Below are 19,724 nucleotides of genomic sequence, written 5' to 3' on the forward strand. Positions count from 1 at the left end.
CGCGCCGCGTTGCCCGGCCGAACAATAGCGGAGCAAGGCCATGCGCACCTCGACAGCTTTTTTTGCAGGAGCCGGAACGGTCGCCATCGCCGTCGCGGCCGGCCTCGGCGGCGGGCTCATGATTGCCGAGGGCATGAATCCGAAATCGGCGCCGGTCGAGACGGCCAAGCTCGAGCGTTCCGCGCCGTCGCCCAGTCCGGCCGCGACCTCATACCTTGCCGCCACGCAGGCGGCTGCGACGACTCCGATCAAGGTGACGCCTGTCGCGACACAGGCCGCTGCGATGCCTGCGCAGGCCAATGCCTCGCCGCCGCCGCAAGCGGCTGCTGCAGATGCGACCGCGACGACGGTGGCTGCGTCGGCGGCCTCCGATCCACAGGCGGGCGCGTCGCAGGCTGGTACGCCGGACGACGCACAGGCGAAGCTCGTGGACAAGGGGCAGGACAAGGCCGCCGAGAAGGTGCAGGATCCCGATCCCAAGCCACGCGAGGCCGAGCGCAAGCGTGCCGCGGAGCAGCGCCGCGCCGAGCGGCATCGGCAATATGTCGAGCGTCGCCGGCAGCGCCGCGAGCAGGATCTGCGTGCCGTCGAACAGGCGGTGCGGGAGGATACGACGCCGCGGGCCTATGCCGCCCAGCCGGTCGACATGCAGGGCCCGCGCTACAGCTTCTTCGGCGACGATTGATCGCGCACGCCGGCGTCGCTATCCCTGAGTCAAGCAAAGGCTCTGGGAGGCGCGCGGTGCAAGGACGTCCAATGACCAGCCTGCGAGCGCGGCTGCGTCTGCCGCTGATCGCAGCACCGATGTTCCTGGTATCGGGAATCGATCTCGTCAGCGCAGCCTGTGCGAACGGCGTGATCGGTTCGTTTCCCACGGTGAATTGCCGCACGGCCGGCGAGCTCGAAGCTTGGCTGGGCGAGATCGCAACCAGGCTCGCTCGTGCCAGCGATGCGAGCGGTGAGGCCGCCGCGCCGGTGTGCCCGAACCTGATCGTGCACCGCTCCAATGTCCGGCTCCAGGACGATCTCGCCGTGCTGCTGCGGCACCGGCCGGAACTCGTGATCACCTCGGTCGGCTCCCCGGCACCGGTGATCGCGCCGTTGCATGATGCGGGGACGCTGGTGTTCGCCGATGTCGCCTCGATCCGTCACGCCGAGCGTGCCGCGGAGGCTGGTGCGGACGGGCTCGTGCTGCTCACGGCCGGTGCCGGTGGCCAGACCGGCTGGCTCAATCCGTTTGCCTTCGTGCGTGCCGTCAGGGCGTTCTTCGCCGGTCCGGTCGTGCTCGCCGGCGGCATCAGCGATGGCGTGGCGCTGCGCGCCGCCGAGGTGTTGGGCTGCGATCTCGCTTATATGGGCACCAGGTTCATCGCCACGCAGGAGAGCATGGCAGATGGCCGCTACAAGGCGATGCTGGTCGAAAGCTCCGCCGACGACGTGTTGCTGACTTCCGCCTTCACCGGCCTGCCGACCAGCATGCTCAGGCCATCGATCATCGCCGCCGGTCTCGACCCGGAGGCGCTGCCGGCACGCGGGGCGATCGAGATCGGCACGGACATAGATGTCGGTGCGCGCGAGAACAGGCCGAAGCGCTGGCGGGATATCTGGAGTGCAGGCCATGCCACGTCGGGCGTGTCGGACGTTCCGTCCGTCGCGGACTTGGTTGCGCGAACCGCCGATGAGTATGACCGCGCGGGTGCCGTGCGCGGTGCCTTGGTATGATGAGAGAAACACCGGGTGTGTCCTTAAGGCACCATTAACCATCCCGTCCCACAATCCGCCCGAGTTCGAACTTGGCGGAATTGCGCGATGGGCATCGAGTGGGGGCAGGGCAAGGAGCGCGCGACGCTCGAGGAGATCCGGATCCGGGTCGGACATGCCCTGCAGCGGCATCCGCTCTGCCGCAACGTCCAGTTCGACATCATGAGCGTGCCGCGCACCGCACGTGGTGGGAACTGGACCATCAGCCTGCATTCGGTGGAACCGGCAGCGCTATGGGAGGCCTCCGACATCGTCGCGGACATCCAGGCCGCCTACGACCTGCAGATACCTGCTGAGCTCTGTTCCGCGGCGTGAGAAAAAATTATCCGTCATGTTCACAGGGCGGAATGGTGGCCCACGTGTTTCTGTGGCATTGTAAAGCCTTAATTAACTCCCACTTTTCGGCAAAGTGCGGTGTTTCCGCCGGGATACGGAGATTTGCGTGACGAAGTCGATCGCTTTTGCCGCTTTGCTTGGCGTCTTGATCGCAGGTGCCGCCGTGACCAGCATCCTGATGCGGGACAGCGTGCCGTCGGCTGGTGCGATGATGCCGCCCGTTGTTGCAAAGAGCCCGACCTCCAATCGTGATGCCAAGGGTGACCGCCTTGCCATGGTCACACTTGCTGCTCCCGAGGTGCAGCAGCAGGGTTCCGCAACCAAGACGACGCTGCGCCAGGCCTATGCCTATGCGCCCTCCGAAGCGGAGATGGCCAAGGCGTCGGCCGCTGCGGTCGTTGCTGCCGAGCCGGCGGTGCCGAAGTCCAAGATCCTCGCCCGTAGCGAGCCCGCTCCGGCACCGTTGAAGCCTGAGGTGCAGAAGGCCTATTCGCTGCTCTCGGACACCCAGATCGCCGGCATCAAGGAGCGGCTGCGGCTGTCGTCGAGCCAGGAATATTACTGGCCGGCGGTCGAGAGCGCGCTGCGCGCCGTGGCCCGTAAGATTCATACGGCCCGCCAGGGCGCTGCCAAGCCCGGCGCGGTGACGATCGATCCGGATTCGGACGAAGTGCAGCAGCTGAAATCGGCTGCCATGCCGCTGCTCTGGCAGTTGCGCGACGACCAGAAGGACGAAGTCCGGCGGCTTGCCCGCACCATCGGCCTCGACAAGGTCGCAGCCGCGATCTGAACTGGGCGATCCGTATCAGCGAATAGTCCGCATCAGCGAATAGAGAGAAAAGGCCGCGCATTGCGCGGCCTTCGTGCTTTCCAGGGAGGCGCTCTTTATCGGGCTGGTGGATTGACCTCCGGATGGCCGCCGCTCTCGGGGCCGGCACCGGTGGGCGACGATGCCGGGGCGGATCGCAGGTCCGGACCGGGCCGCGCCGGCTGGGTCATGGTCGGCGCCTCCGGCGGAGTGATCGCCGCGCCTGCGCCCACCGTCGTACCGCGGTCGGTGTTGGTCGGCGCAGATGGCATCGGCGTCGGCTTGTCGCCACCAGCGAAGCGGGTGGCGCCGCCGCTCTGATAACCGGCCACCAGAAGGCCGCTGACGATCAAGGCGAGCACGAACAGGCCGCCGAGCTCCGGCAGCGCGCCGGAGGGCGCCATGGCTCGGCCGCGGCCATCGCCCTCGAGCGCGACCGCCGCGATCTCACGGTTGTGCCGCGAGCGCAGGAACGCCAGGAACGCGCCTGCGGCAATGATGATCGCCGCGGCGAGCGTGAAGAACATGAGCCAGCTGATGGGTTGATCGCCTTGCATGTCGAACATCCTTTGCGTGAGGGGTGCACGACGTGCAGTCGCGTCAAACCCGCATGACAATCTCTGTTCGTGGCAATCGCCGATGGTGCGAAAGGTTTCGTGGCGTCCTTCAAAATCTCAGCCGCTGCCGCCGTCGGAGCTCAGCGCCGCGCCCGTCATGTAGGTCAGTTCGGGAGAGGCCATGGCGACTGTGAATTCGGCGATCTCCTTGGGCGAGGCCATGCGCTTGAGGCCGGGCATCTTGGCGCGGGCCCATTCCGTCGCCGCGATCTGCCACATCGCATCGGGCATGCCTTCGGTGCCGGCGACGCGGCGGACCAGCGCGGTGTCGGTGGTCCCCGGCAGGATGGCGTTGATGCGGATATTGTCATCGGCGTAGTCGAGGGCCGCCGACCTGATCAGCCCGATCAATCCCGCTTTGGTCGCCGTATAGATGCTCCGGCGCGCAGCCGTGCGATGTGCGACCGAGGACGACATGACGAGGATCGTGCCGCCGCCGCGTGCCTGCATTTCCGCGATCTCGTGCTTCATCGCGAAGAACACGCCACGCAGGTTGGTGTCGACGATGTCGTTCCAGTCGGACGCGTCGTATTCGTGCAGCGGCTTCTCGATGGTGATTCCGGCATTGTTCAGCGCGATGTCGAGGCTGCCGAAGCTCGCGATTGTCTGCGCCACCAGGTCACGCATCTCGGCTTCGACGCGCACGTCGGCCCGGACATAGCGCGCGCGGCCGCCCTGGGCCGTGAGCTCGGCTTCGAGCTCGCGTCCCAGCGCCTCGCGCCGTCCGCAGAACACGACGGCCGCGCCCTGGCGCGCGAAGGCGACGGCAGCGGCGCGGCCGATGCCTGACGTGGCGCCTGTGATCAGCAGGGTCTTGCCGGCGAATCGCTTCGGAGCTGCGATGATGGTCGGCGCAGGACGTTGGCTTGCCTGTGCCACCGCGGCAGCGCCGGCGATCGCGCCCAGCGCGAGCCCGCCGGCGGCGCCGGCTAGGGCCCGCCGTCGTGAAGTCATGGGAGACGCCATGGGAGACGTCGTCGCTTCCGTCATGATGCAGGCTCCATAGCTTTGGTCTGGACAGGTCAGGCTTCGTCTGGATATGAGCAGTGTTAACATCATCAGGCTGAATATGATCACTGTCAACATTGATTTTCGATGACCGAGCCCCCTGCCGAAATCCCGCCTGCGAAGCCGCCGCGGCAGCCGCAGCGCCGGTCCTATCACCACGGCGATTTGAAGCGGGCGCTGATTGCGGCCGCGACCGACCTGCTCGAGCAGGAGGGAGCGGAGGCGCTCTCGTTCCGGGCGGTGGCGCGAGCGGCCGGGGTGTCGCAGTCTGCGCCCTACAATCATTTCGCCGGCAAGGAGGATCTGCTCGCCACCATCGCGGAGGCGGGCTTTGCTGCGCTGGCCGCGGCGCAGAACGAGGCGGCGGCACGCGGGCCGGCCGGCGAGGACCGGGTGACCGCTCTCGGCCTCGACTACATCCGTTTCGCCGTCACCCAGCCGCAGCTGTACCGGCTGATGTTCGGCGTCGGCGTGAACGATTGGCACGCCCATCCCGACGTCTCCGCAGCGAAGCAGGCGACCTTCGCGCCTCTGCGTCTGGCTCTCGGAGAGTTCCTTGGTGCCGATATCCCAGCCGCGACGCTCGAGCAGGCTGCGGTGGCGGCCTGGGGACTTGCGCATGGGCTCGCCATGCTCCGGATCGACGGCTCACTGACGGGGCGTGATCGCGCCGGCGAGGCCGGACCCGAGGAGGGCGCGTTGCGGCTATTCGGGCGCGGGCTGCGCGCGGCCTGCGGATCCGTCCCCTGAACCGGGGTCGCCGCTCAGCTCCGCCCTTCGCCCGCCGCCCACAGTGCGTCGAGCCCGGCACGATAGGTGGGGTAGGCGAACACGAGGCCGAGGTCCTGCTTGGCCCTGGTGTTTCGGATGCGCCGGTTGCTGGCGTAGAAGCTCTTCGCCATCGGCGACAGCTCCACACGATCGAACGGCTGCTCCGGCGGCGGAGCGATGCCCATCAGGCCGGCGGCATAGGCGACGACGTCCTGGGGCGGCGCCGGCTCGTCGTCGACGATGTTCCAGGCACCGCCGGCTTCGCGCCGGATCGCGCCCATGATGGCGCCGGCGATGTCGTCGACATGGATACGGTTGAACACCTGGCCCGGCTTGACGATGCGCCGGGCGCGGCCCGCGCGCAGCTCGACCAGCGCGTTGCGGCCGGGACCGTAGATGCCGCCGAGCCGGAGCACCGCCAGCCGGTCGCCGATCCGGCCCCGCCAGTCCTCTTCGACGCGGACACGCGCCTGCACCCGATCATGCTCCGGCGCCAGCGGCGTGTCCTCGTCGATCCAGGCGCCCTGGTGGTCGCCGTAGACGCCGACCGTGGAGAGATAGACCACGCGTCTTGCGCGACCATGGGTGACGGCATCACCGAACCGCGTCAACGCCGGATCGTCACCAGGCCCCGGCGGCGCCGAAATCAGCACGACATCCGCTTCGGCCGCCGCCGCCAGTGCCGCGACCGTGGGCGCCGTGCCGTCGAACAGGTCTAGCTCGTAGCGCGCGAGCTGCGCGCGTTTGTCGGCGCCGCGCACCGTACCGGTGACGCGGGCGAAGCCGCTGCCGTAGAGATCGACGAAGCGCTGGGCGGAGTAGCCGAAGCCGATGACCAACAGGTTCATGTGTTTGCTCGAATGGCGGAGCCCGACTTATCCGGCATCGGGCGGCCGGCGCAAATCAAATGCCTGGTGTCCGCAAGGTGGCCCAGCCTGCAGGATCGGTGGTACTGACCTGCCGCGCTTGTCATGGCTCCCGTCATGGAACATGTCGTATGGTGAGACGACAGGAGATGGACTGCCCCGATGAATTTCCATTCGATCTACCGCCATGGCTTTGCCCGCGTCGCCGCCTGCGTCACGGCCTCCAGCGTCGCCAATCCGACAGCCAATGCGGCGGCGATCCTGGCCGCGGCGCGCGCCTGTCACGACCAGAACGCCGCGGTCGCGGTGTTTCCGGAGCTGTGTTTGTCCGGGTACGCGATCGAGGACCTCGTCAAGCAGGATCCGCTGCTCGATGCCGTCCAGCGCGGGCTGCTCACCTTAGTCGAAGCCTCGCATGACCTGATGCCGGTGCTGATCGTCGGCGCGCCGCTGCGCTTCGGGCATCGCATCTACAATTGCGCCGTCGTGATCCATCGCGGCGAGGTGCTCGGCGTCATTCCGAAGAGCTATCTGCCGACCTATCGCGAGTTCTACGAAGGCCGCCACTTCGCCTCCGGTGCCGGCATCCGTGGCGAGATGATCGAAGTGGCCGAGACCATGGCGCCGTTCGGCACCGATCTGCTGTTCGCCGCCGCCGACGTCGCCGGTCTCGTGATCGGCGTCGAGATCTGCGAGGACATGTGGATCCCCGTCACGCCGGCCTCCGAGCTCGCGCTCGCCGGCGCCACCGTGCTCGCCAATCTCTCGGGCAGCCCGATCACCGTCGGCCGCGCGGAATCCCGTTCGCTGCTGTGCCGGTCGACCTCGGCGCGCTGCCTCGCCGCCTATGTCTACGCCGCCGCCGGTGTCGGCGAATCCACCACCGATCTGTCCTGGGACGGCCAGACCTCGATTTTCGAGAACGGCGTGCTGCTCGCCGAGAGCGAGCGCTTCCGCCAGACCGGCCAGACCATCTTCGCCGACGTTGATCTCGATCGGCTGCGCCAGGAGCGCGCGCTGATGGGCACGTTCGACGACAATGCGCGCGCGCAAGACACAGGCGTGCATTGGCGCCGCATCGGCTTCGAGCTGCAGCCGGCCGAGGGCGACATCGGCTTCATGCGCAGCATCGAGCGCTTCCCGTTCGTGCCGAGCGATCCTGCGCGGCTCGATCAGGACTGCTACGAGGCCTACAACATCCAGGTCGCCGGCCTGACGCAGCGGCTGCGCGCCACCGGCACCAAGCGCATCGTGATCGGTGTCTCCGGCGGGCTCGATTCGACGCATGCGCTGATCGTCGCCGCCAAGGCGATGGACCTGCTCGGCCTGCCCCGCACCAACATTCTCGCCTACACGATGCCCGGCTTTGCCACGGGCGCGCAGAGCAAGTCCTATGCGCATGCGCTGATGTCGTCGCTCGAGGTCAGCGCCGCCGAGCTCGACATCCGCCCCGCGGCCACGCAGATGCTGAAGGACATCGGCCATCCCTTCGGGCGCGGCGAGCAGGTCTACGACGTCACCTTCGAGAACGTGCAGGCCGGTCTGCGCACCGACTATCTGTTCCGCCTCGCCAACGATCGCGGCGGCCTCGTGCTCGGCACCGGCGATCTCTCGGAGCTGGCGCTCGGATGGTGCACCTATGGCGTCGGCGATCAGATGGCGCACTACAACGTCAACGCCGGCGTGCCGAAGACCTTGATCCAGCATCTCATCCGCTGGGTCATCGCCTCGCATCAGTTCTCGGCCGATGTCGATCGCACCCTCGAGGCGGTGCTGTCGGCGGAGATTTCGCCGGAGCTGGTGCCGGTAAAGGAGGGCGAGACGCCGCAGAGCACGCAGGCCGCGATCGGCCCCTATGAGCTGCAGGACTTCAATCTGTTCTACACGCTGCGCTACGGCATGCGCCCGGCGAAGATCGCCTTCATGGCGCATCACGCCTGGAAGGATGCCGGCGTCGGCGCCTGGCCGCCGCATTTCCCCGATGACAAGCGCAACGCCTACACGCTCGGTGAGATCAGGAAATGGCTGGAAGTCTTTCTCAAGCGCTTCTTCGCCTTCAGCCAGTTCAAGCGCTCGGCGATGCCCAACGGCCCCAAGGTGGTCGCCGGCGGCGCGCTCTCCCCCCGCGGCGACTGGCGCGCGCCCTCGGACGGCAATGCCGTGGCGTGGCTGGAGGATCTCGAGCACAACGTCCCGAAATGAGCGCAAGGAGCAGATTGATCCCGGCCTGTGCCAAGCGCGCGGTCGTTGCCAATCCGATCGGGCACGCCGTCACGGCTTGAAGTACACGTCCACCTTCATGCCGACCGCGAACGGGCCGGGCTCTGCGAGATCGACCAGCACCTCGACGACGTCGACATCGGTCATGTTGCGCTGGCTGAGCGCGGCGGCGCGGCTGCTTTCGACCAGCGGCGCGACCGCCGCGACCTTGCCAGCGACGTCGCGGCCGCGAAAGGCGTCGGAGCGGACCACGGCCTGCTGGCCGGGCTTGATCTTGTCGAGATCGCGCTGATCGAGCTCGGCGCGGACCCGCAGCGAGGACATGTCGCCGAGCAGCACCAGCGGCGGCGTCGATTGCGGCGAGGCGATCTCGCCGGCGCGCGCATTCACCTGCAGAACGGTGCCGTCGAGCGGCGCGCGGAGGGTGAGCTTCTCCAAGCCGGCGCGTGCCGCCTGCAGCTCGCTGCGCGCGACGTTGAGCTGGCCCTCGGCGCTGATCGGCAGCGGCGCATCGGCGGTGACCTTGCGCAGCTCCTCGGTCTGCTGATCCAGCTTGGCCTGCGCAGTCGTCAGCTGCGTGCGCGCGCTCTCGACCTCGGCATCGGCGCCGCGCCCGGCGCGCCGCTCGGCCACCGCCTTGTCGAGTGCAACGCGGGCATCGAACAAAGCTGCCTGCGCATCGGCCACGCCATCCTCGGCGCGGCGCCGCGGGCCGGCTCCCGACGGCGTCGTTTCCTTGTTGCGCACGCGCTTGCGCATCGCAGCCTGCGCCTCGGCGCTGGCGAGCTGCGCGCGCGCCTCGGCATCAGCGAGCCGCACCAGCGCCTGGCCGGCGAACACGGTATCACCGGGTTTCACCAGCACCTCCTGGATCGCGCCGACCACGGGGGCGCCGAGCTTGATCAGGCCGGAGGCCGGCTCGACGCGGCCGGGAGCGACCGCGAGCCAGCGTTCCTCCTGGGCGTTCGCGGCGCGCGCCTCCAGCGTGATCCAGCGCGGCGCGACCGCGAACGCCGTGGATGCCGCCAGCAGCAGCGCGACAGCCTGATGAGCTCGGCCGGGCTTGTTCATGCGTTCGAGACCTTCTTCATCGATTCTGTCACAGCCTCCTCGCTGATGATGCGGCCGTCCTCGATATGAACGACGCGGCTGGCGAAAGGCAGGATGCGCGGATCGTGCGTCACCACCAGCACCGCGCGCGATGGATCCTTGGCGATATCGGCGAGCAGCGTCATGATCGCCTGGCCGTTGGCGGTGTCGAGCGCGCCGGTGGGCTCGTCGGCGAGAATGACCTGGGTCTTGCCGACAATGGCGCGGGCGATCGCGACGCGCTGCTGCTCACCGCCGGACATCTCGCGCGGCAGCGATTTGCGCTTGTGGCCGAGACCGACGGTGGCCAGCACCTCGCGCGACGCCTGCTTCGCGACCCGCGCGCGCTCGCCGCGCACGTCGAGCGCGAGGCGGACATTGTCCTCGGCGTTGAGCGTCGGGAACAAATGATAGGACTGGAAGATGAAGCCGATGCGCTCGCGCCGGAGTTTTGCCAGCGCCTCCGCATCGAGCCCGGCGACGGCCTGGCCGCCGACATGCACCGTGCCGGCGTCCGGCGTCATCAGGCAGCCCAGGATCGACAGCAGCGTGGTCTTGCCGCTGCCGGACGGCCCCATCAGCAGCACCAGCTCGCCGCCCTTCAACGCCAGGCTCACGCCCTTCAGCGCCTGCACCCGGCCGGCGCCCTGGCCGAGGTGATGCACAAGATCGGTGGCCGCGAGCACGACGTCGGTCATCGCGAGAACACCATGGCCGGATCGATGCGCATCACCTTGACGATCGCAGCAATCGCCGAGCCGACGCACATCGTCACCGTCAGCAGGAACAGCGCCACGGTCAGCAACGGCGTCATGATTACCGGCAGGGCTGATTCCGCCGTCGCCGCCGCGACGATCTTGCCGATGCCGGCGGCCCCCGCGAAGCCGACGATGGCGCTGAGCAGCGCCTGCCAGATGATGACCGTGTAGATGTAGCGGCTCGACGAGCCGATCGCGCGCAGCGTAGCGAATTCGTTGATGTGGTCCTTGGTGCTGGAATAGAGCGTCTGCGCCACGATCACGGTGCCGACGATCACGCCTAACAGCGCGCCGGCGAACAACGCCGCGCCTGCGCCAGTGCCGAACAGCCAGAACGAACGGCTGCGGTTGCGAAACTCGGCTGCGGTCAACACCTCGACATTGCCGAGACTGTCGCGCAGCGCCTGCTGGGTCTTCCAGAGATCGGCATCGGGCGCCAGCCGCACCAGCAGATAGGACGCCTTGCTCGGCGTCGTGCCCGTGTAGCTGCGCGCGCGCTCGACATCGGTGAACACGTAAGGCGTGGTCGTGAACGAGCGGATGCCCTTGCTCACCGCCATCACCTGCACCTTGCGGTCGCGCAGCTCCGCGGTCTGCTCCACGCCGGAGATGCCGAGACGTTCGAAATAGGTCTGATCGACCGCGACCGCGCCGGGCACCGAGAGGTCGTCGAGCCGGCCCTCGACCACGTTCCAGGGATGCAGGCCGAGCCCGCGCAGCTCCGAGCCGACCACGAAGACGGGCGTCGTCGTGCCCTGCGGCAGCCGCCATTGTGCATAGCCGATGACCAGCGGCGTCGCCTCGGCGACGCCGGGAACCGCGAGCGCCCGGAACCGCTGCCGCTCGTCGAGCAGCGAGGGATCCTCGAAGCATTTGGTGCCGACCGGCATGATCCACAGCTGCGCCGGGGCATGGTCGATCATCGTCGTCACCATGCGGCGAAAGCCGACATAGAGGCCCATCTGCACGGTCACCAGCACGATCGAGAAGATGATGCCGATGACGGTCGCGACGAAGCGCAGCCTGTCATGGAACAGGTTTCGCGACGCAAGCCTGAACTGCAACGACATGAACCAAAACCACCCGGCGCCCCCGGGGCATTTCAGCCGGTTATAGCGGCGATGTCCACGCCGGATCGGGGGCGATCAGCTGTGGCGCTTTGTCATTCGAGGCGGTCGTGGCGCCGGGGACACGGGGGGCATTGCCGAACGGCAAGTAAGCCGACCAAGGTGCGTCACAACCGGTGTCGTCCCGGCGAACGCCGGGACCCATAACCACAGGGAGCAATGATGCACTCGGTATCCGCCACCGCGCGCTACCGATACATCACGCGGTATGGGTCCCGGCGTTCGCCGGGACGACGGTGGTGGGTGACGCGGGACTGTGGGCTACTTCGCGCCCACCGCCTTCTTGCGCCACGCCAGGTGAACCGCGCAGGTGCAGCCGACGGGATGGCTGGCCAGCTCGGCAGGGGCCGCATCGTTGGCGGGGGCGGGCGAGGCGACCGGGCGGGGCGTCTCGGTCGGCTGTCCACCTCGCGCCGGGATGTAGTTCAGGATCGGCGCCAGCCAGCGCTCGACCTCGGCCACCGTCATGCCCTTGCGTGCGGCGTAGTCCTCGACCTGGTCGCGCTCGATCTTGCCGACGCCGAAATAGAAGCTCTCCGGCGAGGCGAAGTAGAGGCCCGAGACCGACGAGCCCGGCCACATCGCAAAGCTCTCGGTGAGCCGGACGCCGGCGTTTGTCTCGGCATCCAGCAGCTCGAACAAGGTCGCCTTCTCGGTGTGATCGGGCTGTGCCGGATAGCCTGGCGCGGGGCGGATGCCCTGGTACTTCTCCAGGATCAGATCGTCGGGGGAGACCGTCTCGTCCGGGGCGTAGGCCCAGAACTCGCGGCGCACGCGGGCGTGCAGGCGTTCGGCAAAGGCTTCGGCGAGGCGGTCGGCCAGCGCCTTGACCAGGATCGAGGAATAGTCGTCATTGGCGTTCTTGAAGCGATCGGCGACCGCATCCTCGCCGAGCCCCGTCGTCACGACGAAGCCGCCGACATAGTCCGGCACGCCGGAGCCCGCGGGCGCGACGAAGTCGGACAGCGCGGTGTTGAAGCGGCCCTCGCGCTTTTCGAGCTGCTGGCGCAGCGTGTGCAGCGTCGCGATCGCCTTGCTGCGGTTGTCATCGGCATACAGCACGATGTCGTCGCCGACAGCGTTCGCCGGCCAGAAGCCGATCGCGGCGCGCGCCGAAAACCACTTCTCGTCGACGATCTGCTTCAGCATCTTCTGCGCGTCGTCGTACAGCGCCCGCGCGGCCTCGCCGACCTTGGCATCGTCGAGGATCGCCGGGAAGCGGCCGGCCAGCTCCCAGGTCTGGAAGAACGGCGTCCAGTCGATATAGGGCACGAGCTCGGCGAGGTCGTAGTCCACAAAAGTCTTGGTGCCGAGGAAGGTCGGCTTCACCGGCTTGGCCTTGGCGAAATCGATCTTCGGCGCGTTCGCGCGGGCGTCCTTGAGCGACAGCCGCTTCTTGTCGGCCTGGCCGCGCAGATGCGCTGCCGCGATCTTCTGATACTCGGTGCGGATCTCGGCCGCATAGGCGTCCTTGCGCTCCGCCGACAGCAGCGAGGAGGCCACGCCGACGGCGCGGCTGGCGTCGTTGACATGCACCACCGGGCCGCCCTGGTAGTTCGGGTCGATCTTCACGGCGGTATGGACGCGGCTGGTGGTGGCACCGCCGATCAGCAGCGGCACGTTCAGGCCCTGGCGCTCCATCTCCGACGCCAGATACGCCATCTCGTCGAGCGATGGCGTGATCAGGCCGGACAGGCCGATGATGTCGGCATTCTCTGCCTTCGCGGTCTCGATGATCTTGGCGGCCGGCACCATCACGCCGAGGTCGATGACCTCGAAATTGTTGCACTGGAGCACGATGCCGACGATGTTCTTGCCGATGTCGTGGACGTCGCCCTTCACGGTGGCGAGCACGATCTTGCCGGCATTGGAGCGTTCGTTGGCGCGGCCCTTGTTGGCGGCCTTCTCGGCCTCCATGAACGGCATCAGATAGGCGACCGCCTGCTTCATGACGCGCGCCGACTTCACGACCTGCGGCAGGAACATCTTGCCGTCGCCGAACAGATCGCCGACGACGTTCATGCCCGCCATCAGCGGGCCTTCGATGACGTCGAGCGGCCGGCTCGACTTGGCGCGCGCGTCTTCCGTATCCTTCTCGATGAACTCGGTGATCCCGTGCACCAGCGCGTGGGACAGCCGCTTGTCGACCGGCCATTCGCGCCAGGCGAGATCGGCCTCCTTGGTCTGCTTGCCCTGGCCGCGGAATTTCTCCGCCAGCGCCAGCAGCCGCTCGGACGCGCCGGGATCGCGATTGAGGACGACGTCCTCGCACACCTGGCGCAGCTCGGGATCGATGTCGTCATAGACGATCATCTGGCCGGCATTGACGATGCCCATGTCCATGCCCGCCTTGATGGCGTGATACAGGAACACCGAGTGCATCGCCTCGCGCACCGGCTCATTGCCGCGGAACGAGAACGACAGGTTGGAGACGCCGCCGGAAATATGAGCATGCGGCAGGTTCTGGCGGATCCAGCGCGTCGCCTCGATGAAGTCGACGCCGTAGTTGTTGTGCTCTTCCAGCCCGGTGGCGATCGCAAAGATGTTGGGATCGAAGATGATGTCTTCGGGCGGGAAGCCGATCGTCTCGACCAGGATCTTGTAGGCGCGGGCGCAGATCTCGGTCTTGCGCTGATAGGTGTCGGCCTGACCCGTTTCGTCGAACGCCATGACGACGACGGCCGCGCCATGGCGGCGCGCGATCTTCGCCTCGTGGATGAACTTCTCCTCGCCTTCCTTCAGCGAGATCGAGTTCACCACCGGCTTGCCTTGCACGCATTTCAAGCCGGCCTCGATGACGTGGAATTTCGAGGAGTCGACCATGACAGGGACGCGGGCGATATCCGGCTCGGCGGCGACGAGGTTGAGGAAGGTCCGCATCGCGGCTTCCGAATCGAGCAGGCCCTCGTCCATGTTGACGTCGATGACCTGGGCGCCGTTCTCGACCTGGTCGCGCGCGACCTGCAAAGCTGCGGTGTAGTCGCCCGCGGTGATCAGCTTGCGGAATTTGGCCGAGCCGGTGACGTTGGTGCGCTCGCCGACATTGACGAAGGGGATGGCGGGCGTCAGCTCGAACGGCTCCAGGCCCGACAGCCGCAGCCGCGGCGCGATGTCAGGGACGACGCGCGGCTTGTGCGGGGCGACGGCGGCGGTGATCGCGGCGATATGGTCCGGGGTGGTGCCGCAGCAGCCGCCGACGATGTTGACGAGGCCGGACGCAGCGAACTCGCCGATCAGCCGCGCCATGTAGGCCGGCGTCTCGTCATACTGGCCGAACTCGTTGGGCAGGCCGGCATTCGGATAGGCGCAGACCAGCGTGTCGGCGACGCGGCCGATGTCGGCGACATGGGCGCGCAGGTCTTCCGCTCCGAGCGCGCAGTTGAAGCCGATGGTCAGCGGCTTGGCGTGACGCACCGAATTCCAGAACGCCTCCGGCATCTGACCCGACAGCAGGCGGCCGGACTTGTCGGTGATGGTGCCGGAGATCATCACGGGCACGTCGATGCCGCGCTCCTCGCACAGCTCCGCGATGGCATACAGCGCCGCCTTGGCGTTGAGCGTGTCGAAGATGGTCTCGACCAGCAGGATGTCGGCGCCGCCGTCCAGCAGTCCGCGCGCCTGCTCGCCATAGGCGATGCGCAGATCGTCGAAGGTGACGGCGCGGTAGCCGGGGTTGGAGACGTCAGGCGAGATCGAGGCGGTGCGGTTGGTCGGGCCCATCGCGCCGGCGACGAAACGCTGTTTGCCGTCCTCGGCGGCGACACGGGTCGCGGCACTGCGCGCCAGACGGGCGCCCTCGCGGTTGAGCTCGTAGATGATGTCGGAGAGATCGTAATCGGCCTGCGCGATCGACGTCGCCGAGAAGGTATTGGTGGCGACGATGTCGGCGCCCGCGCGCAGATATTGCGCGTGAATGTCCTCGATCGCGTCGGGCTGCGTCAGGATCAGCAGGTCGTTGTTGCCGCGGAGGTCGCGGTGAAAATCCTTGAAGCGCTCGCTGCGAAACGCGGCCTCGTCGAACTGCAGCGCCTGGATCATCGTGCCCATGGCGCCGTCGAGAATCAGGATGCGCTGGCGTGCTGCAGCGAGGAAGGCGGTACGCGCGTTGGAAACAGGGGCGGACATCAGGCAGCAGCCTTGTTGGCGGACTTCGGACGGATGCCAAGCAGATGGCTGATCGCGAACACGAGGTCGGCGCGGTTCATGGTGTAGAAATGGAAGGTGTCGACGCCATGCTTGGCGAGCTTGTGCACCTGGCCGGCGGCGACGGTCGCCGCAATCAGCTTGCGGGTCTCCGGATCATCGTCGAGACCCTCGAACTTCTCGGCCAGCCACTCCGGCACGCTGGTGCCGTTGCGGGTCACGAAGCCGCGCGCCTGCTTGAAATTGTGCATCGGCATGATGCCGGGCACGATCGGAATGTCGATGCCGCGGGCGCGGACGCGGTCGAGGTAGCGGAAGTAGACGTCGTTGTCGAAGAACACCTGGGTGATCGCGCGGGTTGCGCCGGCATCGACCTTCGCTTTCAGCATATCGATGTCGGCGTCGAAGTCGCGGCTCTCCGGATGCTTCTCCGGATAGGCCGAGACCGAGACCTCGATATCCGGGTGGCGCTTCTTGATGCCGGCGACCAGATCGGGCGAGCTCTGATAACCCTCGGCATGGGCCTGGTAGGGCGTGCCGATGCCGCCGGGCGGATCGCCGCGCAGTGCGACGATGTGGCGGACGCCGACCTCGTGATAGCGGTCGACGACCTCGTCGATCTCCCCGCGGGAGGCCCCGACGCAGGTGAGATGCGCCGCCGGCAGCAACGCGGTCTCTTTCAGGATGCGCGCAATGGTGGCGTGGGTGCGCTCGCGCGTCGAGCCGCCAGCGCCATAGGTGACCGAGACGAAGCTGGGCTCCAGCGGCGCCAGGCGCTCGATCGAGGTCCACAGCGTCCGCTCCATCTCCTCGGTCTTCGGCGGGAAGAACTCGAACGAGATCTTGGGCCGGATGATCGCGGAATGTCCGTCAGTGATGGCGGTGGCGAGGTCGGTCATGGCGGCGCAGGTTCCCGATGGCGCGTAAATTTCAACTTGAGAGCGGATAGCCCGCTGGATGAGCCAAGATAAGGGAAGTGAGCAGCCAGCGACAGCCCACCAGAAATGGGATTTGGCCCACAATCGCTTGAGTGATGGTCGTTTTTGCGGGATTTGTGGATCGAGTGGTGGGCAGATAAAGTGGAGCAGAATCAGTCTTGAAAAGCTTGGATTGGCGGGTTGTCGCGACATCAGCGAGTGGGACATGGTCACTCGATGGCTGTATACAACTTGTTCGTCCCAACCCGGAGCGAGCCTTGATCCCTGCGTTTCCGGCAGGTCACCGACGCAGCTCGGCCATTGTGGGCCGGCGCGCAGCCACTAGGTTGAAGCCATGATCCCGATTTCAGTCCTCGACCTCTCCGTCACGACGACGGCCACGCCGGCCTCGGTGGCGTTGCGCAACAGCATCGACCTGGCGCGCCATGTCGACCAGCTCGGCTATGTCCGCTACTGGCTCGCCGAGCATCACAGCTTGGTGTCGGTGGCGAGCCCGTCGCCCGACATCATGATCGGGCAGATCGCGGCCGTCACCAAGCACATCCGCGTCGGCTCCGGCGGCGTGATGCTGCCCAATCACGCGCCCCTGGTGGTGGCCGAGCGCTTCAAGATGCTGGAAGCGCTGTTCCCAGGCCGCATCGATCTCGGTCTGGGCCGCGCGCCCGGCACCGACGGCACCACGGCCTATGCGTTGCGGAGCCGGCTCGACCGCCGCGAAGGCGACGATTTCCTCGAGCGGCTGCACGAGCTGACCCTATGGGAGACGCGCGAGTTTCCCGCCGGCCATCCCTACAACAACGTCATCGCGATGCCCGACGATGCGCCGCTGCCGCCGATCTGGCTGCTCGGCTCCAGCGACTATTCCAGCGAGCTCTCGGCGCAGATGGGCATGGGGTTCGGCTTCGCGCATCACTTCGCCAATCACGACGCGATCGACGCGATGACCAACTATCGCGCTCATTTCACCGCGTCGCGCTGGCGCTCGCAGCCACATGCGATCCTGGCGGTCGCCGTGGTGACGGCGGAAACCGATGCTGAAGCCGAGCGGTTGGCCTCGTCGATGGACCTCAACCGCCTCCGACGCGACCGCGGCCAATTCCTGCCGCTGCCGAGCCCGGAGGAAGCGGCAGCCTATCCGTACACAGACTCGGATCGTGCCTCGATCGCCCGCAACCGCTCGCGGCTGTTCGTCGGCTCGCCGGCCACGGTGCGCGCCAAGCTCGATCCGATGATCGCGGCGAGCCAGGCCGACGAGCTGATGGTGATCACCGCGATCTTCGACCACGAGGCCCGCAAGCGCTCCTACACCCTGCTCGCCGAAGCGTTCGGACTGGAGCGGCAGGCGGCGGCGTAACTACTCTTCCATCCCCTCGACGTCATTCCGGGTTCAAGGCCGCAGGCCTTGAACCCGGAATCCAGAGCTTGTCTTGCGGTTCTTCTTCATCATCTCGGGATTCCGAGTTCAATCGCCATGCGTGACCGCATGGACGATTGCCCCGGAATGACGGGATATTTGGTCTCACCATGTGATCAGCGGCGAGCGGCGCAGGAAAGTGTCGTCGCTCACCTGGTCCACGACGAAGCGCGCGACATCGGCGCGCGCGATCGTGCCGCCGTGGAAGCCTGCGAGATCCGTCAGCGCGCGCACTGCCCGACCACCCGGCTTGTCGTTGAGCATCGCGGGGCGCACGATCACCCAATCGAGCCCGCTGTCGCGGATGATCGCCTCCTGCCGGTCCTTGTCGGCGTAGACATTGCGAAGCAGCAGCGGCAGGATCAGGCGGTCGTAGACGAAGCCGCCATGTCCCTTGCTGTCGCCGGCGCCGATCCCGGTGATCGCGACCAGTCGCGCGACGCCCTCCGCCTTCATCGCTTCGACCAGCGCGCGCGTCGATGTCGAGAGCGTCGTGACCTCCTTGAACGGGCTGAGCGACGTGCCGAGCGAACTGATGACGGCATCCTGTCCCTTCAGCGCCTTGCGCAGCGTGGCTTCGTCGCGGGCGTCGCCCACGATCAGTTGCGCGCCTTGCAGATCACCGGCCTTTTCGGGCGAGCGCACCAGCGCGCTGACGTGATGGCCGCGCGCCAGCGCATCGCGGACGATCAGCCGTCCGGTGCCGCCGGTGGCGCCGAGCACGAGGATGTTGCGCCTGGTCTCGTTGTTGTCGTCGGTGGTCATAGTCGTCTCCTGTTCTGAATTGGACCCGCGTGGGCGGTCCGAAAGCTGAACTGGGAAATAGCGATCCACATTTGAGCCAACAGACGCTATTCTTGGACGGCTTGTCTCACTGGTGGAACGATGGATCTACTCGCGCTTGCCGATTTCACGCTCGTCGCCCGGCACGGCGGCTTCGGCCGGGCCGCGCGGGCCAGTGGGCGGCCGAAGGCGACGTTGTCGCGCCGGGTCGCCGAGCTCGAGGCAGCCCTGGACATCCGCCTGATTGAGCGCGGCGGACGCGCGCTGAAGCTGACCGAGGAGGGGCGGGCGCTGTACGAGCGCACCGGCGCGCTGCTGACCGAGCTCGACGAGACCGTCGGCGCGATCGCATCAGGCGGCCAGACGCCGCGCGGCCGCCTGCGCATCAGCGCACCGCTGCTGTTCTCGCAGATGGCGATGGGTAAGCTCGCCGCGACCTTTGCGCTGAGATACCCGGACGTGCGCCTAGACGTGACCACGGACGATCGGACTGTCGACATGGTCGAGGAGGGCTACGACCTGGTGATCCGGGTCAACCCCGCTCCCGACGACAGCCTGGTCGGGCGCATCTTCCTGCGCGACCGGATGGTCGTGGTCGCTCACCCCGCGCTTCCCCGGCCCGACGATGGAGCGCCCGTGCGCGCCATCGTTCGCAGCAGTGACCAGATCACGAGTTGGGTCGTGACGGGGCCGGCAGGACCGGCTCGGACCTCCGTCGAGCCGATCCTGCGGCTGACCTCGCTGATCATGGTGCGCGATGCCGTTCGCGCCGGTGTGGGCGCGGCGTGCCTGCCGTTGTCGCTCGCCAGCCACGATATCGCGGCCGGGCGTCTCGTGCATTGGGCCGATCTCGACGCGCCGCCGGTCGCGCTATGGACGCTGTATCCGTCGCGCCGGCTGTTGAGCGCCCGCGTGTCGGCGTTTCTCGATCACCTCAAGGATGCCTTCCCGACGGGAACGTCAGCCGAGCTCGCCGCCTATGTCGAAGGGTAGGAGGCCGAATTCGGCGTCATTCCGGGGCGAGGCCGCAGGCCTCGAGCCCGGAATCTCGAGGTGAAGTCCGAAGCTCGAGATTCCGGGTCTGG

Annotated in this window: 17 protein-coding genes; 8 read left to right on the plus strand and 9 right to left on the minus strand. The window is 67.3% G+C overall.

What is annotated here, in order from left to right; genetic code table 11:
• Positions 1-40: 40 nt before the first annotated feature.
• The 4 genes from QXZ94_RS29325 to QXZ94_RS29340 all read left to right on the plus strand — a co-directional run bounded on the left by QXZ94_RS29325 (position 41) and on the right by QXZ94_RS29340 (position 2,887).
• On the plus strand, positions 41-685 hold the full coding sequence (locus QXZ94_RS29325; protein WP_315724290.1) for a hypothetical protein: 645 nt from the start codon (positions 41-43) through the stop codon (positions 683-685).
• 71 nt (positions 686-756) lie between these two features.
• Positions 757-1,722 carry a nitronate monooxygenase gene (locus QXZ94_RS29330; RefSeq protein WP_315724292.1) on the plus strand — a complete coding sequence of 322 codons (966 nt, stop codon included), beginning with the start codon at positions 757-759 and terminating at the stop codon, positions 1,720-1,722.
• An 87-nt stretch (positions 1,723-1,809) separates the two neighbouring features.
• Complete coding sequence (locus tag QXZ94_RS29335; protein WP_315724294.1) at positions 1,810-2,076, plus strand: hypothetical protein; 267 nt, start codon at positions 1,810-1,812, stop codon at positions 2,074-2,076.
• 184 nt (positions 2,077-2,260) lie between these two features.
• A complete protein-coding gene (locus QXZ94_RS29340) occupies positions 2,261-2,887 on the plus strand; it encodes a hypothetical protein (protein ID WP_315726603.1) in 627 nt (208 codons plus the stop codon).
• A 95-nt stretch (positions 2,888-2,982) separates the two neighbouring features.
• Here QXZ94_RS29340 and QXZ94_RS29345 read toward each other — a convergent pair whose 3' ends face one another.
• Both QXZ94_RS29345 and QXZ94_RS29350 read right to left on the minus strand, forming a co-directional pair.
• The gene (locus tag QXZ94_RS29345; protein ID WP_315724296.1) at positions 2,983-3,462 is read right to left on the minus strand and encodes a hypothetical protein; all 480 of its coding nucleotides are present in this window, start codon (positions 3,460-3,462) and stop codon (positions 2,983-2,985) included.
• Positions 3,463-3,579: 117 nt separating this feature from the next.
• Positions 3,580-4,476, minus strand: a complete 897-nt coding sequence (locus QXZ94_RS29350) for an SDR family NAD(P)-dependent oxidoreductase (RefSeq protein WP_315724299.1) — start codon at positions 4,474-4,476, stop codon at positions 3,580-3,582.
• A gap of 141 nt (positions 4,477-4,617) precedes the next feature.
• Between QXZ94_RS29350 and QXZ94_RS29355 the strand changes: the two genes are divergently transcribed.
• Positions 4,618-5,280, plus strand: coding sequence for a TetR/AcrR family transcriptional regulator (locus QXZ94_RS29355; RefSeq protein ID WP_315724301.1), 663 nt, complete (start codon positions 4,618-4,620; stop codon positions 5,278-5,280).
• Positions 5,281-5,294: 14 nt separating this feature from the next.
• Here the strand turns inward: QXZ94_RS29355 and QXZ94_RS29360 are convergent, their stop codons facing one another.
• Positions 5,295-6,149 carry an NAD-dependent epimerase/dehydratase family protein gene (locus QXZ94_RS29360; RefSeq protein WP_315724303.1) on the minus strand — a complete coding sequence of 285 codons (855 nt, stop codon included), beginning with the start codon at positions 6,147-6,149 and terminating at the stop codon, positions 5,295-5,297.
• Between the two features lie 180 nt (positions 6,150-6,329).
• On the opposite strand from QXZ94_RS29360, the gene QXZ94_RS29365 reads away from it, so the two are divergent.
• A complete protein-coding gene (locus QXZ94_RS29365) occupies positions 6,330-8,369 on the plus strand; it encodes an NAD(+) synthase (protein ID WP_315724305.1) in 2,040 nt (679 codons plus the stop codon).
• Positions 8,370-8,438: 69 nt separating this feature from the next.
• Here QXZ94_RS29365 and QXZ94_RS29370 read toward each other — a convergent pair whose 3' ends face one another.
• From QXZ94_RS29370 to metF, 5 genes are all read right to left on the minus strand, one after another.
• Positions 8,439-9,458, minus strand: a complete 1,020-nt coding sequence (locus tag QXZ94_RS29370) for an HlyD family secretion protein (RefSeq protein ID WP_315724307.1) — start codon at positions 9,456-9,458, stop codon at positions 8,439-8,441.
• Positions 9,455-10,174 carry an ABC transporter ATP-binding protein gene (locus QXZ94_RS29375; protein ID WP_315724309.1) on the minus strand — a complete coding sequence of 240 codons (720 nt, stop codon included), beginning with the start codon at positions 10,172-10,174 and terminating at the stop codon, positions 9,455-9,457. Before QXZ94_RS29375 ends, QXZ94_RS29370 begins: the two co-directional genes overlap by 4 nt.
• Positions 10,171-11,304 (minus strand): ABC transporter permease, encoded by a 1,134-nt coding sequence (locus tag QXZ94_RS29380; RefSeq protein ID WP_315724311.1) that lies wholly within the window; start codon positions 11,302-11,304, stop codon positions 10,171-10,173. Before QXZ94_RS29380 ends, QXZ94_RS29375 begins: the two co-directional genes overlap by 4 nt.
• A 318-nt stretch (positions 11,305-11,622) precedes the next feature.
• Positions 11,623-15,486 (minus strand): methionine synthase, encoded by a 3,864-nt coding sequence (gene metH, locus QXZ94_RS29385; RefSeq protein WP_315724313.1) that lies wholly within the window; start codon positions 15,484-15,486, stop codon positions 11,623-11,625.
• The gene (gene metF, locus QXZ94_RS29390; RefSeq protein WP_315724315.1) at positions 15,486-16,403 is read right to left on the minus strand and encodes a methylenetetrahydrofolate reductase [NAD(P)H]; all 918 of its coding nucleotides are present in this window, start codon (positions 16,401-16,403) and stop codon (positions 15,486-15,488) included. Before metF ends, metH begins: the two co-directional genes overlap by 1 nt.
• Before the next feature lie 373 nt (positions 16,404-16,776).
• On the opposite strand from metF, the gene QXZ94_RS29395 reads away from it, so the two are divergent.
• Positions 16,777-17,796, plus strand: a complete 1,020-nt coding sequence (locus QXZ94_RS29395; RefSeq protein ID WP_315724317.1) for an LLM class flavin-dependent oxidoreductase — start codon at positions 16,777-16,779, stop codon at positions 17,794-17,796.
• Positions 17,797-17,961: 165 nt separating this feature from the next.
• Here QXZ94_RS29395 and QXZ94_RS29400 read toward each other — a convergent pair whose 3' ends face one another.
• A complete protein-coding gene (locus QXZ94_RS29400; protein WP_315724319.1) occupies positions 17,962-18,621 on the minus strand; it encodes an SDR family oxidoreductase in 660 nt (219 codons plus the stop codon).
• Between the two features lie 120 nt (positions 18,622-18,741).
• On the opposite strand from QXZ94_RS29400, the gene QXZ94_RS29405 reads away from it, so the two are divergent.
• Positions 18,742-19,632, plus strand: a complete 891-nt coding sequence (locus QXZ94_RS29405) for a LysR family transcriptional regulator (protein WP_315724322.1) — start codon at positions 18,742-18,744, stop codon at positions 19,630-19,632.
• The last annotated feature ends 92 nt before the right edge of the window (positions 19,633-19,724 follow it).

This window comes from Bradyrhizobium sp. SZCCHNS2022, assembly GCF_032377575.1.
GTDB lineage: Bacteria > Pseudomonadota > Alphaproteobacteria > Rhizobiales > Xanthobacteraceae > Bradyrhizobium > Bradyrhizobium aeschynomenes.

What these genes read in the sequence shown, in the direction of transcription:
- QXZ94_RS29380 (WP_315724311.1), bottom strand. Translation starts at nt 11,304, where the DNA reads ATGTCGTTGCAGTTCAGGCTTGCGTCGCGAAACCTGTTCCATGACAGG.
- metH (WP_315724313.1), bottom strand. Translation starts at nt 15,486, where the DNA reads ATGTCCGCCCCTGTTTCCAACGCGCGTACCGCCTTCCTCGCTGCAGCA.
- QXZ94_RS29400 (WP_315724319.1), bottom strand. Translation starts at nt 18,621, where the DNA reads ATGACCACCGACGACAACAACGAGACCAGGCGCAACATCCTCGTGCTC.
- QXZ94_RS29355 (WP_315724301.1), top strand. Translation starts at nt 4,618, where the DNA reads ATGACCGAGCCCCCTGCCGAAATCCCGCCTGCGAAGCCGCCGCGGCAG.
- QXZ94_RS29375 (WP_315724309.1), bottom strand. Translation starts at nt 10,174, where the DNA reads ATGACCGACGTCGTGCTCGCGGCCACCGATCTTGTGCATCACCTCGGC.
- QXZ94_RS29335 (WP_315724294.1), top strand. Translation starts at nt 1,810, where the DNA reads ATGGGCATCGAGTGGGGGCAGGGCAAGGAGCGCGCGACGCTCGAGGAG.
- QXZ94_RS29370 (WP_315724307.1), bottom strand. Translation starts at nt 9,458, where the DNA reads ATGAACAAGCCCGGCCGAGCTCATCAGGCTGTCGCGCTGCTGCTGGCG.
- QXZ94_RS29325 (WP_315724290.1), top strand. Translation starts at nt 41, where the DNA reads ATGCGCACCTCGACAGCTTTTTTTGCAGGAGCCGGAACGGTCGCCATC.
- QXZ94_RS29345 (WP_315724296.1), bottom strand. Translation starts at nt 3,462, where the DNA reads ATGCAAGGCGATCAACCCATCAGCTGGCTCATGTTCTTCACGCTCGCC.
- QXZ94_RS29360 (WP_315724303.1), bottom strand. Translation starts at nt 6,149, where the DNA reads ATGAACCTGTTGGTCATCGGCTTCGGCTACTCCGCCCAGCGCTTCGTC.
- QXZ94_RS29395 (WP_315724317.1), top strand. Translation starts at nt 16,777, where the DNA reads ATGATCCCGATTTCAGTCCTCGACCTCTCCGTCACGACGACGGCCACG.
- QXZ94_RS29330 (WP_315724292.1), top strand. Translation starts at nt 757, where the DNA reads ATGACCAGCCTGCGAGCGCGGCTGCGTCTGCCGCTGATCGCAGCACCG.
- metF (WP_315724315.1), bottom strand. Translation starts at nt 16,403, where the DNA reads ATGACCGACCTCGCCACCGCCATCACTGACGGACATTCCGCGATCATC.
- QXZ94_RS29365 (WP_315724305.1), top strand. Translation starts at nt 6,330, where the DNA reads ATGAATTTCCATTCGATCTACCGCCATGGCTTTGCCCGCGTCGCCGCC.
- QXZ94_RS29350 (WP_315724299.1), bottom strand. Translation starts at nt 4,476, where the DNA reads ATGACTTCACGACGGCGGGCCCTAGCCGGCGCCGCCGGCGGGCTCGCG.
- QXZ94_RS29405 (WP_315724322.1), top strand. Translation starts at nt 18,742, where the DNA reads ATGGATCTACTCGCGCTTGCCGATTTCACGCTCGTCGCCCGGCACGGC.